The 12,895-nt window shown below is 65.6% G+C and carries 11 protein-coding genes and 1 tRNA gene; 4 read left to right on the top strand and 8 right to left on the bottom strand.

Annotation, left to right across the window (positions count from 1 at the left end; translation table 11 throughout):
- Positions 1–8: 8 nt before the first annotated feature.
- The 8 genes from APS40_RS20340 to APS40_RS20375 all read right to left on the bottom strand — a co-directional run bounded on the left by APS40_RS20340 (position 9) and on the right by APS40_RS20375 (position 10,453).
- Positions 9–1,112: a DUF917 domain-containing protein gene (locus APS40_RS20340; protein WP_055048782.1), complete on the bottom strand. Its 1,104-nt coding sequence runs from the start codon at positions 1,110–1,112 to the stop codon at positions 9–11.
- Positions 1,102–2,649: a hydantoinase/oxoprolinase N-terminal domain-containing protein gene (locus APS40_RS20345; protein WP_055048783.1), complete on the bottom strand. Its 1,548-nt coding sequence runs from the start codon at positions 2,647–2,649 to the stop codon at positions 1,102–1,104. The genes APS40_RS20340 and APS40_RS20345 overlap by 11 nt, the downstream gene beginning before the upstream one ends.
- On the bottom strand, positions 2,646–3,530 hold the full coding sequence (locus tag APS40_RS25540; RefSeq protein WP_055048784.1) for an ATP-binding cassette domain-containing protein: 885 nt from the start codon (positions 3,528–3,530) through the stop codon (positions 2,646–2,648). The genes APS40_RS20345 and APS40_RS25540 overlap by 4 nt, the downstream gene beginning before the upstream one ends.
- Entirely contained in the window at positions 3,527–4,372 is an 846-nt protein-coding gene (locus tag APS40_RS25545; protein WP_055048785.1) for an ABC transporter ATP-binding protein, read from the bottom strand. The genes APS40_RS25540 and APS40_RS25545 overlap by 4 nt, the downstream gene beginning before the upstream one ends.
- Positions 4,372–5,259, bottom strand: coding sequence for an ABC transporter permease (locus APS40_RS20360; protein ID WP_055048786.1), 888 nt, complete (start codon positions 5,257–5,259; stop codon positions 4,372–4,374). The genes APS40_RS25545 and APS40_RS20360 overlap by 1 nt, the downstream gene beginning before the upstream one ends.
- Positions 5,259–6,281, bottom strand: a complete 1,023-nt coding sequence (locus tag APS40_RS20365; protein WP_055048787.1) for an ABC transporter permease — start codon at positions 6,279–6,281, stop codon at positions 5,259–5,261. Before APS40_RS20365 ends, APS40_RS20360 begins: the two co-directional genes overlap by 1 nt.
- A gap of 85 nt (positions 6,282–6,366) precedes the next feature.
- Complete coding sequence (locus APS40_RS20370; RefSeq protein WP_055048788.1) at positions 6,367–7,917, bottom strand: ABC transporter substrate-binding protein; 1,551 nt, start codon at positions 7,915–7,917, stop codon at positions 6,367–6,369.
- 181 nt (positions 7,918–8,098) lie between these two features.
- Positions 8,099–10,453, bottom strand: a complete 2,355-nt coding sequence (locus APS40_RS20375; protein WP_236884146.1) for a helix-turn-helix transcriptional regulator — start codon at positions 10,451–10,453, stop codon at positions 8,099–8,101.
- Between APS40_RS20375 and APS40_RS20380 the strand changes: the two genes are divergently transcribed.
- The 4 genes from APS40_RS20380 (at position 10,443) to APS40_RS24625 (ending at position 12,744) form a co-directional block, all read left to right on the top strand.
- Positions 10,443–10,928 carry a hypothetical protein gene (locus APS40_RS20380; protein ID WP_197279540.1) on the top strand — a complete coding sequence of 162 codons (486 nt, stop codon included), beginning with the start codon at positions 10,443–10,445 and terminating at the stop codon, positions 10,926–10,928. The two genes, APS40_RS20375 and APS40_RS20380, sit on opposite strands and share 11 nt — an antisense overlap.
- A 208-nt stretch (positions 10,929–11,136) precedes the next feature.
- Positions 11,137–11,210 (top strand) — tRNA-Cys (locus APS40_RS20385).
- Between the two features lie 193 nt (positions 11,211–11,403).
- Complete coding sequence (locus tag APS40_RS20390; RefSeq protein WP_055048790.1) at positions 11,404–12,030, top strand: outer membrane protein; 627 nt, start codon at positions 11,404–11,406, stop codon at positions 12,028–12,030.
- A gap of 243 nt (positions 12,031–12,273) precedes the next feature.
- Entirely contained in the window at positions 12,274–12,744 is a 471-nt protein-coding gene (locus APS40_RS24625) for an invasion associated locus B family protein (protein WP_197279374.1), read from the top strand.
- The last annotated feature ends 151 nt before the right edge of the window (positions 12,745–12,895 follow it).

Consider the following 12,895-nt stretch of genomic DNA (forward strand, 5'->3'; position numbering starts at 1 on the left):
CCTTTGCCTCAGGCCACGACGGGCTTGGGCTGCAGCGGGTTGAAGGTGAGTTCGGGATAGCCGAAGGCCTTGGGGCCGACGATTTCCAGCGCCTTGGGGGTCTTCATCAGGTCATGCACCGGCAGCCCGATCACCGCGATGCGCTGCCCATAGCGCAGCACTTCGGTGGTGATCGGCTCGCCCGTATCGAGCTCGAGGTTGATGATCAGGTCGGGAACCATGATCACCGGCACGTCATCGACCCAGAGCACCAGGTTCTCGTTCTGGATGGCGATGCGCGCTTCCGAGCCGGCCCAATCGCCGACCCCGGTGAGATGCGCATGGCCGCGTGCGAAGCCACCCACCAGTTCGCGCCGCACGTCGGTGACCTTGCCGGTGAAGAACAGCTTGCCGCCGGTCGAGGCAACGACGCGTTCGACCACGTTCTGCCGCTTCTGGCGGGCGTCGAGCACGGTATGGCCGATCCGCAGCGCCTGGGTCACCGTGCCGGGGACCGCGGCGCGGCGGACGAATTCCATCGACATCGGGGCAATGGCTAGGCCGGCCGCGGCGCCCATGTTGACCGAGACGCCGCGGGCGAAAGTCTCGAGCCAGAACATGTCGATCACCTCCTTGAAGACGACGACATTGCCCTTCTCGTCGGCAATGGCCGCCGGAGCGGCCTTGGCGCCGTAGATGAAGAAGGTGGTCATCTGCACTTCGGGGAAGGCTCGGCCCATGCCGTCGCCGTCGATCACCGGCAGGCCCGCATAGGCTGCGGCGATCATCGGTTCGAGGGCGTTGGAACCGCCGATCTCGGCCGAGATGGTGGCTGCAATCCTGACGCCGGCCGTCTCTTCGACCGCGCGCATGGCGCGATAGCACTCGCCGCCTTCCTCGATCTTTTCGACCCCAACCACCGGCGCGCCGATGCCGCCAACCTCGCCCACCCAGGCATCGTCGGGCAAGGCATCGAGCGGCAGTACGCGGACCTCGGCGCCCTTGCGGATCAGCTCGCGCGCCCTGAGCATCCCGACATAAGGGTTGCCGCCGCCACCGGTGCCGAGCAGCGCGGCGCCGATCGACAGGGGCAGCAGGTCGCTCTCCTTGAGCAGATAACCCTTATCCGACATGCAGTTCACCGACCGCCTTGACGCGGACGCGGGTGGCGTTGCCGGGCAGATAAGCCAGCGGCACGTCCTCGACATCGACGATTTCGATCGACGAGCGCAGCGCGCCGGCGGAGACCGCCGCTTCAGTGGCGCGATCCTTGGCGTCGGCCAATGCCTGGTCGCGGCCGATCTCGGCCAGGGCGTAAACGCGGTCGACCTCGCCCGAGACCTGCGCGATGGCAGCGCCGACGGCGTTGGCCACGGCAAAATGGTTCGGCTTGATCACCTCGAGCCCACCGATCGGGCCGTCGACCAGGATCGAGCCGCCGCCCACCACGATCACCGGCAGCGGTTCGGGCGACAGGCGTGAGCGCTCGACGCAGTCCTCGAGCATCGACATGATCCTGGCCTGGGTGCGCTCGATGAACTCGGGCTTCAGGTGCGCAACCTTCGCCTTGTCGCCGAGTTCGGCACGGCCGGCAGCGACGACGACGTCGGAAGTGGTCAGCGTCGAACCGCCGAAGATCAGCGCCTCGCTGACGATGCGGTAGCCGACCGAGGTCGGGCCGACCTTGATGCCGTCGCCAGTCTCGACGACGTGCGAACCGCCTCCGAGGCCGATCGAGAACACGTCCGGCATCCGGAAGTTGGTTCGCACGCCGCCGACTTCCACGGCCACGGTGGCTTGGCGCGGGAAACCCTTGTGCAGCGAGCCGACATCGGAGGTGGTGCCGCCGATATCGACGACGATGGCGTCCGCAACCCCCGAGAGGAAAGCTGCGCCGCGCATCGAATTGGTCGGGCCCGAGGCGAAGGTCAGCACCGGGAATTTCTCTGCGAACGCGGCATCCATCAGCGTGCCGTCGTTTTGCGTCAGGTAGAAGCGGCCCTTGATCCCCGTCTCGGTGATCGCCTTGCGGAAGGCCTCGATAACGTGCCGGGAGAGGTCGCGCAGGCAGGCGTTCATGATCGCCGCATTCTCACGCTCGAGCAGGCCGATGCGGCCGATATCGCTGGAGAGCGTGATGTGGACGCCCGGCAAGGCCCTGGCGAAAATCTCCCCGGCCTGCTTCTCGAAGTCGCCCGTCACCGGCGAGAACACCGAGGTGATGGCGATGGTATTGATACCCTTGGCTTTGATGTCCTCGGCGATGCCGAGCAGTTCCTTTTCATCGAGCGGCGAGATCACTCGCCCGTCGAACTCGTTGCCGCCATGGGCGAGGTAACCGGTCCCGCCGATCGCCGCCTTCAGATCCTCGGGCCAATCGACCATAGGGGGCAGGGAGGCGGTCGCAGGAAGGCCGAGGCGCACAGCCGCGGTCTTGGCGAGGTCGCGCCGCTGCACCACGGCGTTGGTGAAGTGGGTGGTGCCGATCATCACTACGTCGATGGCGGAGGCATCCAGCTTAGAAGCTTCAAGCACCGCCTTCAGCGCATTGACCACGCCGGTCATCACATCGCCGGTGGTGGCGGCCTTGACGCCGGCAATAACGGTCGCGCCGTCCATGACGACGGCGTCCGTGTTGGTGCCGCCCACGTCGATGCCAATTCTGATCATTTTTCTATCCTTTGGGAGACTGCTGCGCGGAGCGCGATGAGTTGCTCGGCTGTCGGGATTTCTCCGTCGATCAGCGGAATCTTCGGCCGCATGGCCTCCTCCTCGGCCGAGATCACCGGCACCGAGGCGAGGAGAAGGCGGGTGTAGTCGTGCTGCGGCGCCTCGAACACCGATGCGGTGGCGCCGGTCTCGACAATCTTGCCGAGATAGAGCACGCCCACCGTGTCGGCAAAGTTCCGCATCAGGCTGAGGTCGTGCGAGATGAAGAGGTAAGTGAGCCCGAGCTGCCGGCCGAGATCGACCAGCAGGTCCATGACCCGCGCCTGCACCGAGACGTCGAGCGCCGAGGTCGGCTCATCGAGGATCAGCAGCTGCGGCGCCACCGCCAGCGCGCGGGCGATGGCGACACGCTGCTTCTGGCCGCCAGACAGTTCGTGCGGGTAGCGCAGCGCGAAATCGGCGGGCAGTTGCACCATCTCGAGCAACTCGGCGATGCGTCGCTTGTGCTCGCCTCCCGACGTGCCATGGGCGGCCAGCGGCACGGCGATCGACTGGCCGACGGTGCGGCGCGGATTGAGCGAGGAGCCCGGGTTCTGGAACACCATCTGCACCTTGCGGCCATAGGCTCGGGTGCCGGTCTCGCCGATGATGCTGTGGCCGTCGAGCCGGATGTCGCCGCTGGTCGGTTTGGCGAGGCCCATGATCATCCGGGCAATGGTCGATTTGCCCGAGCCGCTCTCGCCGGCAAGGCCATAGACCTTGCCCTTCTCAATCGAGAACGACACGTCGTCGACGGCGCGCACGTCGCCGGTCTTCCGCCCGAAGCCGCTGCGGACCGGGAACAGCTTGGTCAGCCCGGCGATCTCCAGCAGGGTGTTCATGCCGCCGCTCCCCGGTTGCCGAAGCTGGTTCCGCCGGTGAGCCGGGGTACGGCCGCGATCAGCGCCTTGGTGTAATCGTCGCGCGGCGCCTCGAAGAGTTCGGCGGTCGGCCGGTGCTCGACCACCACGCCCTTGTTCATCACGTAGACGTAGTTCGAGGTTTCGCGGACCACGCCCAGGTTGTGGGTGATCATCAGCAGCGCGAGGCCACGCTCTTCCACCAGGTCTTTCAGCAGCTTCAGGATTTGCGCCTGGGTGGTGACGTCGAGCGCCGTGCCGGGCTCGTCGGCGATCAGCAGCTTGGGTTCGCTCAACAGCGCCATGGCGATCAAGACGCGCTGCCGCATGCCGCCCGACAGCATGATCGGGTAGGAGCGCGCCACCCGCTCCGGGTCGCGCATCCGCACCTGGCCCAGCACTTCGTGCACTCGTGCCATCCGCGCCTTGCGGTCGCGGCTGCGGCCAAGGCGACGGTCGGCATATTTGAGGATGGTGCCCATCTGGTCGGCGATGGTGAAGACCGGGTTGAGCGAGCTCATCGGGTCCTGGAAGACCATCGACATGGCGGTGCCGCGCAGCTTCAGCCGCTCGCGGTCCGGCATGGTGAGGAGGTCGCGGCCGTCGTAGAAAATCTCGCCGCCGGTGACCTTGGCCGGCGGGCTGCGCAACAGCCCCATGATGGCCCGCATGGTTACGGTTTTGCCCGAACCGCTCTCGCCCACCAGCGCGATCTGTGAACGGGCGGGCACGTCGAGCGACACGCCCTTCAGCACCGGATTGGTCTGGCCGTAGGTGGTGAATTGCACGCTGAGGTTCCGGACGGACAGCAGGGCGTCGGCCATCAGCGCACCTCCTGCACGTCGAACAGATCGCGGAGGCCATCCCCGAGCAGGTTGAAGCCAAGCGCCACGATGAGGATGGCGAAGCCCGGCAGCACCGATTCCCACCAGTAGTCCGGCAGGAATGCCGAACCCGAGGCCACCATGGTGCCGAGGTCGGGAGTCGGGGGCTGGATGCCGAGGCCGAGGAAACTCAGCGAAGCGCCGACGAGGATGACGAAGCCGGCATCGAGCGAGGTCTTGACCGCCAGCGCCGACACGCAGTTGGGCAGGATTTCGCGGAACAGGATGTGGAACTTGCTGGCGCCCAGCGTCTCGGCGGCCTCGACGAATTCCTGCGTGCGCAACTGCCGGGTGATCGAGTAGATCAGCCGCGTGTGCCACGTCCACCACAGCGCAGCGATCGCCAGCATCGAGTTGATCAGGTCCGGCGACAGCACGGCGGCAACCGCCAGCGCCATCACCAGCGGCGGGATGGCGAGCGCGATATCGGTCAGGCGCATGATGACCACCTCGACCCAGCCACCGAAATAGCCGGCCAGGAGCCCCAGTGTCGTCCCCACCGGGATGGCGATGCCGAGCACCACCAGCGCCAGCAGCAGCGAGATTCGGAGCCCGAAGATCACCCGGGTGAAGATATCGCGCCCGACATTGTCGGTGCCGAACCAGTATTCGGCCGAGGGCGGCAGGTGGCGGGCCCGGAAGTTGACCACCGCGCCGACATGCTCGGGATGCGGGGTGATCCAGGGTGCAAGCAGCGCCGCGAGGATGGCGAGAATGACGATCGCCGCGCCGATCACCGCCGTCGGGTTGCGCGAGAAGCGGTACCAGTTCTGGTAAGCGTTGGAGAGCCGGCGGGGCGGCGTGGTGGGAACGGTTTCGCTGCTCATCAGCGGCTCCCCCGAATGCGCACGCGCGGGTCGACGAAGCCGACCAGCACGTCGATGACGAGGTTGACCAGGACGAAGAACACGCCCGAGACCATCACCACGCCCATCACCGCATTGAGGTCCTTCTGCAGGATCGTGCGGATGCCGTAGGCCGCCATGCCGGGCCAGGCGAACACCAGTTCGACGACGAAGGCGTTGCCGATCAGCGAGGCGAACTCGAGCCCGAGGATAGTCAGCGGCGGCACGAAGCTGGGGCGCAGCATATACTTGAACACCCGGATCGGCTCGGGCACGCCGAAGGCGCGGCTTGCCTCGATGTAATCCTGGCTGGAGACGTCGATCATCGACGAGCGGGTGATGCGGGCAATCTGCCCCATGGTGGCGAGCGCCAGGGCAGTGGCCGGCAGCAGCAGGTAGCGCAGCGCCTCGCCGAACACATCGAGGCGGCCGGCCAGCAGCGAGTCGACGGTCAAGAGCCCAGTGACGCCGGCGACGAACTCCATGTTGTGCGGCAATCGCCCGGTGGTCGGCAGGATGTGCAGCACGTAGCCCGCGAGAATCTGCAGCAGCAGCGCTGCGAAGAAGCTCGGCGTGACGGCGGAAAAGATCGCCAGCACGCGGACCAGCGTATCGGGCCACTTGTCCTTCCAGCGCGCCGCCGCGACGCCCAGCGGCACCCCCAGCACGAAGGCGATGGTGATCGTCGCCAGCACCAGCTCGAGGGTCGCCGAGAAGGTGTCGCGGATGTCGTCGTTCACCGGTCGCTCGGTCAGCAGCGAGCGGCCGAGGTCACCGCGACTGAGCCCGGCGATGAACATGCCATACTGTTCGACGATCGGCTTGTTGAGGCCGAGCTTTTCCTGCAGGTCCGCAACCTGCTGGGCCGTGGCGGTGGGGCCGAGCGCCATGCGCGCCGGATCACCCGGAACCACCCGGGCGATGGCGAAGATGACGATCGACAGGCCCACGAGGACCAGGATCGACCACAAGATGCGCCGGAGAAGGAAAAGCAGGAATTCCAAGAGCAGCCCGCCCTGGTGAGCCGAGAAGGGGTGGTGCGGGAGAGTGGCGTCCCCGGGCCCGTCTTGGGCCGGGGACGCCGCGCGATCAGCAGGTCCAGCTGTAGCGGGTGAAGTCGTAGTCGAACGACATCATCGGCACCGCCTTGAAGCCGGTGAGGCACTTGTCCATGGCGTGCTGCACAGTCTGGGTGTTGAGGAACACGTCGGACTGCAGGTCGACCAGCTTGTGCTGCAGGGTCTTGTAGATATCGGCCTGCTTGGCGGTGTCGCCGGTGCCGCGCGCTTCGTCGATCAGCGCGTCGATCTCCGGGTTCTGCACCCACTCCATCGAAGCCCAGGTGCCGGCCGCCTCCGAGTGGTACTGCGTGAAGAACATCGAATCCGGCGACGGATAGGTCGGGCCGAAGAAGATCTGGTTGACGTTCGGCGTGCTCTCGACCTTGCCGGCGATCTCGGTGATGCGGTTCCACGGGTCGGCCTGCTGTGTCACCACGAACCCGAGCTGCTCGAGGTTCGACTGCATCAACAGGCTGATTTCTTCCTCGAACTTGGTACCGGCCACATAGCCGAGCGTGATCGGGATCGGCGCGCCGGCATATTTCGACTGCGCCACTTCTGCCTTGGCCGCCTCGAGGTCGTAGACCGGCTCTGGGATATCGTCGGCGTGGAAGGCGGCGAACGCCTTGGGCAGCGGCGTCGACAGCACGCCGCCGGGCGAGATCACCTCGCGGATAGTGGCATAGTCTGTGGCGAGCGCGATGGCCTTGCGGATATGCACGTCGTCCGTCGGCGCGGCCTTGCTGTTGAGCTTGAGGTAGAAGGCGGTCGACGTCTCCTCCTTGGCGATGGTGAAGCGGCCCATGCCCTCGAGCGCGGTATAGGTGTCGGGCGACTGGAACTGGCTCGACATGGTCAGCTCGCCCGAAGCGGCGAGCGAGCGCACGGTGGCCTCATCATTGGTGATGATCCAGCGCACTTCGTCGATCGGGCCGGCACCGAACCCCTTGTAATAATCGGGGTTGCGGGTGATCGTCATCTGGCTGCCGCGATCCCAGCTCTTGAGGCTGTAGGCGCCGGCGCCCGCGACATTGGTCGCGAGCCAGGTCTGACCGTCATCCGAGCCCTCATTGGCCTTCACCAACTCCTCGTTGAGGATGAAGATGGCGGGCACCGTGGTGAGGAACGGCGCAAAAGTCTTGGAGAGGGTGAACTTCACCGTCTTGGCGTCGACGGCGGTGACCGAGCCGGGCGCCAGCACGCCGGCGAAGAGGTTGGCCGGGCCCTGGTTGATGCGCAGCAGGCGCTCGACGGTATAGACCACGTCGCTGGCTTCGACCGGCGAGCCGTCGGCGAACTTGGCATCGTCGCGCAGCTTGTAGGTGACTTCCTTGGCGTCGTCCGACACCGTCCAGCTCTCGGCCAGCTCCGGGATGATGTTGCCGGCGGAGTCGACGCTGACGAGCCCGTCATAGAGGTTCACCGCCGCCATATAGTCGGTGTAGTCCGAGATCTTGGCCGGATCGATGGTGCCGAAGATCTGTACGGTGTTCATCGTCACGGTGACCGCCATGGCGGGCGCTGCGCCCAGCATGAGGGTCGAAAGTGCAGTTGCTGCAAGAAGCCTGTGCTTGGTCATGGATGTTCCTGTCCCGTCGTTAGCCGCCCCGGCGCATTACCCCCACGCCGCGACGGTCCGGCTGCGCCGGCACCCTCGATCGCTCGCTGTCACCATGCGGTCGCACGAGCCCGATAAGGCGAGCTTCGCAACAGGCGGGCATCGGCCTCAAGGCTAGGTTTTGGATGAAATCGTCTAGGTTCTAGCCGACAAGTCCGAGAGCGCGTACCGCGATGATCGCCTCGCGACGCCGCCGGCACCCGAGTTTGCGATAGGCATTGGACAAGTGGAACTTGACCGTCGCTTCGCTGAGGCCCAGCGCATTGGCGATGAACTTGTTGGATGAGCCTTCCGAGATCATCAGCAGCACCTTGGTCTCCCGCCGACTGAGACCGTTCTGCACGCCGAGCGCCGAGTTCGGCAGGCCGCCATCGCGCAGCCGGCGCAACACCTGGCGTACCGGCACCGAGATTTCCAGGTACTCCCCGATGCGTTGCTGCTCGATCAGTTCGCTGAGGAACACCCGCTCTTCGGCGAGTGGCGCTATGGCGCCCAGCCGCGCCGCTTCCTCGAACACCTTCTGCAGCAGGCTCCGCGCGCGGGACAGGTTGCGCTGTCGCTTGTAGACGAAGGCCAGCCAGATCTCGGCGCAGAGCCGTTGGCGGCCGGTGAGGTTCAGGTTGCCGATAAGGAAGTTCAGCTGTCGCTCGAGGTGGGGGCGGGTAGGCTGCTCGAAGACGATGTGGCGCAGCCAGATCATCGCTTGCACGATCTCGTCGCGATCCTTGAGCCGCTCCAGTTCCTCGCCGGCAGCCGCAACCCAGGCGCGGGTGACGCGGGTGGCGAGGGCCGCGGTCTTCTCGGCCGCCTCCTGCCAGCGGTTGGCGTTCTGCAGGATCGCTGCCTCGCGCAACTCGATCATCAGGCCGAACTGCCGGTTGGAAATCTGATAAACCCGCCACCGGTCGAGAAAATTCCGCGCCGCAATGGTGGAGAAATGCTCGCTCAGCGCCTGGCTGCCATAGTGCAGCGCGAACTCGATCAAACTGGGCCAGATCTCGCCATGCACGAAGTCGTCGAGCTCGGTGCTGAGAAAGCGCGCCAGCGGCTCCGGCTTGCCCCCTTCGTAGTCGACGCAGGCATTGAGCAGCGCCAGGAGGCGATCATCGCCCGGACTGTCGAACTCGACGGCCCGCAAGTAGCGGGCGGCCTGGTCCGCGTGTTGGCGAGCGTTGCTCGCATCGCCCATCAGCAGCCGCATCAGGGCCTGGTGCAGGCTGATATAGAAGGCGAGCATCGGCACCTTGGCCTGCTCGTAATGGTAGAGCGCGCGCTGCGCCACATCCTCGGCAGCTGCGAGGCGTCGGCCGCGAATGTAGAACTCCAGCACGGAATTGTAGAAGCTGCCGCGCACGATGTGGTCGTCGAGCGGCAGATCGCCAAGGGTGTCGAACACCTGTTCGAACAGCTCGTCGGTCAGCTGGTAGTCCTCGTAGATCAGCATCACGACGCGGAAGGCGAGGAGATCGGTGCTGTAGCGGTCGCGGTGCGTGAACACGCTGTGGAAGTCGTTGATCCCCGAGCCGAAGCGGTCGGCGAGCAGTCGACGAGCCCGCGCCACCTCGCCGCGCTTCAGCGCCTGCATGGCGAGGCTCATCACCAGCGTATCATTGCCCAGTGCGTAGTCGGTGGGAAAGCCGGCGAGCACCCGGTCGAAGGCGGTTGCTCCGTGCCGGTAGAGGTAGAACCGCCCGCCGCCCGATGCGTAGGCGGCGAATGCCTCGTCGTAGCGGCCGATCGCCTGCCGGGTGGTGATCGCCTCCGTTAGCAGGCCCTGTTCGGCATAGCCCGCCGCCAATTCGGCTGCCCGATCAGTGTCCTGGCGCCGCGCCGTGATCTCGCTGGCGAGCGCCTGACGCAGCGCCGGGCGGACCGGATCGAGCAGCGTCCTGAGGTCCGGAGCAACCGCGGGGGTATCGACGCCCTCGATCCAGGCTTCCAGCGCTGCGAGCTCAGCCGCCTGCATCGGCTCCAGCAACTCGCTGCCGAGGAAACGCGCCAGCACGTCCTCGCCGGTCCCCGAGTTGCCGAGCAGGATCGGCCAGCCGCGCGATTGTTGATGGGCGCGTTCTGCGAGGCGGGCCGGCATCGTCTGCCTGAGTTCGTCCCGCCCGATCAGGAGATCGGCGATACCGAGGCGACGGACCCGGCCGTAGATGATGGCGCGGTCGAGCGATGGCAGGATCGTCTCGGGTCGTTTGGCGACGACGATGCGCCGCTCCCCGGAAACGAAGGCCTCCGGCAGCGGGCCTGGCAGGCTGCCTGGCGGAATATCCCACAGGGTGAGCGGGCGGTCGCCGTCGGGTGGCGCCGAGGCGGCGCGATGCACCTTCACTCCCAGTTGCACCGCCAGCTGCGCCAGCAGCACCGATTTGCCCATACCTGCCGGAGCTTCGAGCAGCACCACCGCTTCGGGCGCGGCGAGCAGTTCGCTTCGTTTTAGCACGCGGTCGATATGCGCAGTGGGCGGGGTGGCAGGCGTAGGAGTGGCGGGCACGGCGCGGATCCTGTTCCGGGCCATGCTCCTGCAGACAGGCTGCGATTGCAACGGCCGGCCCATTGATTGTCTGCAGGGCCTCGGGCTCGGCGAGCCTGCTTTAGGCGTGGATTTCGGGTGCGGATCCGCGGGCCTGCGCGCAGACAGGGAGAGTGAAATGGACCGATCCCGGGCCGAGGGCGGTATTGGCATTGCCTGGTTGGAGCGCGCCGATTATCAGCGGCTGCTCGTGCTCTTTGAGGATAGAGACGAGCTTCCTTCAACCTACTACGAATGGCTGGGCCTGGCTGAGGCAACTGCGGGGAAGCTTGCGATCGCCGGCTTCCGCGTCGTCCCCATCAAGCTCGACCCCGACGAGTTCCCCGACTGGTGCAAGCGCCGTGGCTTGAAGATCAATGCACAGGCCCGCTCTCGCTACGCCTCCGAGCGGTTCCGCGAGACTGACCGCGCCCGCCTATCGCCGGGCCGAGTTTGATCGTTTCCATACGAAGCCATCGCCATTGCAGCCGCAGGCTTGGTCTGCCTGTTTCGGTTTGACCAGTTGCACGCCTGCCCAGGGCTGAGGGAGGAGCGCTTGGTCGAGCTTTTCGAGGATGTTCCGGAACTTGGCGGGTTTCCTTCGGAATGCGTTATTGAGGCACCTTGCGTAGAGCCGTGGCCTCGCTTATGAACCGCCCTCGTGAGGCCACATGGCGGAGTGGTTACGCAGCGGATTGCAAATCCGTGTATTCCGGTTCGATTCCGGATGTGGCCTCCAACTTCCCCAACCTAGATTATCCTCGTGTCGCGGCGTTCGCCGGACGGAGCGGTCTGGCGTCCCTGAGACGAGCCGCCACACGTGTGGCGCTGGGGACACGTTCCGGCCTCAATCGAGTAAACTGTCGCCATAAGTTCTTTTGATCACTGCTGAATCCCTGTAGGAGCGGGTCATTGAACTATGGAGATTTACTGTGCGCGCTCTTCTTCTGGGCTCTGTAGCGGCCCTCGTTTTCTCGGCGGGCTCGGCTTTTGCGGCCGATCTCTCGATTCCCGCCGATCCCTATGTTCCCGCGGACGCTGCTTCTAGCTGGAGCGGTTTCTACGCTGGCGCTAGCGTCGGTTACGGCTTCTCGGGGTTCCTTCACGACGGGGACTCGGACGACACCTCGCAGCTGCAGGGTTGGCTCGGCGGGGTTCAGCTCGGTTACAACTGGGACCTCGGCGGCGTTGTGCTCGGCCTCGAGGCTGACGCGGCCTTTGCAGCCATCAACGAAGGCGACGACGAAGACCATTTTGATCCTGAGGATGGGATTCATGGTCTGGCCACGCTGCGTGGCCGTGCTGGTGTCGCGGTCGGCAGCGTGCTGCTTTACGGTACCGCTGGTGCGGCATGGGCTGCGCTCGATACCTACGACGTTGGCCAGTCGATCACCGGTTGGGTCGCCGGCGTTGGCGTGGAGAGCTTCGTGACCGACACTATCTCGGTCAAGGCTGAGTACCTTCACCATGATTTTGGCAGCGTCTACGTTGAAGGTTATCCCGACGATTTCGACATTACTGCCGAGACCTTCAAGGTGGGTGTGAACTTCCACTTCTAGTCCGGCACCTAGGCGGGATTTTTGGGCCTCCGACTGATCAGTCGGAGGCCTTTTTGTTGCTTTGCCGGTCGGCGTTCGGCGGCGCCTTGCGCGGGAACAATTTACAACTTTTGTCGTCGTCTTTCGTGGACCGCTAACGACGGATGAGTTACTACTTTCTCGGCTCAGTAGATGGTCGAGATCATGCAAGCGGCACTGCGGTTTCTCAGAATTGGCGCTCTCCCTGGCGCGGTTTTGTTGTCGATGGCTGGGGCAGGGGCGGTCATCGGCCAGGATGCCGCCGCTCAGCCGGCCGCGCCGCCGGCGCCGGCTCCCTGGGGGGCGCGCTGTGCCAGCGACGGACGGAGCAGCACGCCCGATTGTGTGATCGAGCAGCGCGTCGTGCTGTCCAATAGCGGGCAGTTGCTGGCTGCCGTCACCGTTCGGCTGCCGGCCGACAGCCAGACGCCTGTCATGATGATCCAGACCCCGTCCGGCCTCAACCTGCCGGCCGGCCTGAAGCTTGCCGTCGACGAAAAACCCTTCGAGACCTTACCGCTGCAGACCTGCGACGGCGGCGGCTGCTATGCCGGCAACGTCGTGTCGCCCGAACTCCTCGCTGCGCTGAAGCAGGGAACGACGCTCTCGATCACCTTCCAGGACGTGGGCCAGCGTGACATCGCGGTGCCGGTTTCGCTCAACGGCTTCACTGCCGCCTACGACAAGATCCAGTAGTCCACGGTAGGCGGCGCCCCACAGGGGCGCCCATCGGCCTCGACGTGTGCCGCGCCAAGCGCGGCGCGCGGCTCGGCCCATTTCCTCTGACGAGCTCCAAAGATCAGGGCACTCCGCCCGCGCTCCCCCGATAGCAAGAGGGGTGCCGGCG

It is taken from the genome of Devosia sp. A16 (assembly GCF_001402915.1).
Lineage (GTDB): Bacteria > Pseudomonadota > Alphaproteobacteria > Rhizobiales > Devosiaceae > Devosia_A.

Bases quoted from the DNA above. Each gene is read 5' to 3' on its own strand.
- APS40_RS20340 (WP_055048782.1), bottom strand. From the start codon at position 1,112: ATGTCGGATAAGGGTTATCTGCTCAAGGAGAGCGACCTGCTGCCCCTG.
- APS40_RS20345 (WP_055048783.1), bottom strand. From the start codon at position 2,649: ATGATCAGAATTGGCATCGACGTGGGCGGCACCAACACGGACGCCGTC.
- APS40_RS25540 (WP_055048784.1), bottom strand. From the start codon at position 3,530: ATGAACACCCTGCTGGAGATCGCCGGGCTGACCAAGCTGTTCCCGGTC.
- APS40_RS25545 (WP_055048785.1), bottom strand. From the start codon at position 4,372: ATGGCCGACGCCCTGCTGTCCGTCCGGAACCTCAGCGTGCAATTCACC.
- APS40_RS20360 (WP_055048786.1), bottom strand. From the start codon at position 5,259: ATGAGCAGCGAAACCGTTCCCACCACGCCGCCCCGCCGGCTCTCCAAC.
- APS40_RS20370 (WP_055048788.1), bottom strand. From the start codon at position 7,917: ATGACCAAGCACAGGCTTCTTGCAGCAACTGCACTTTCGACCCTCATG.
- APS40_RS24625 (WP_197279374.1), top strand. From the start codon at position 12,274: ATGGCTGGGGCAGGGGCGGTCATCGGCCAGGATGCCGCCGCTCAGCCG.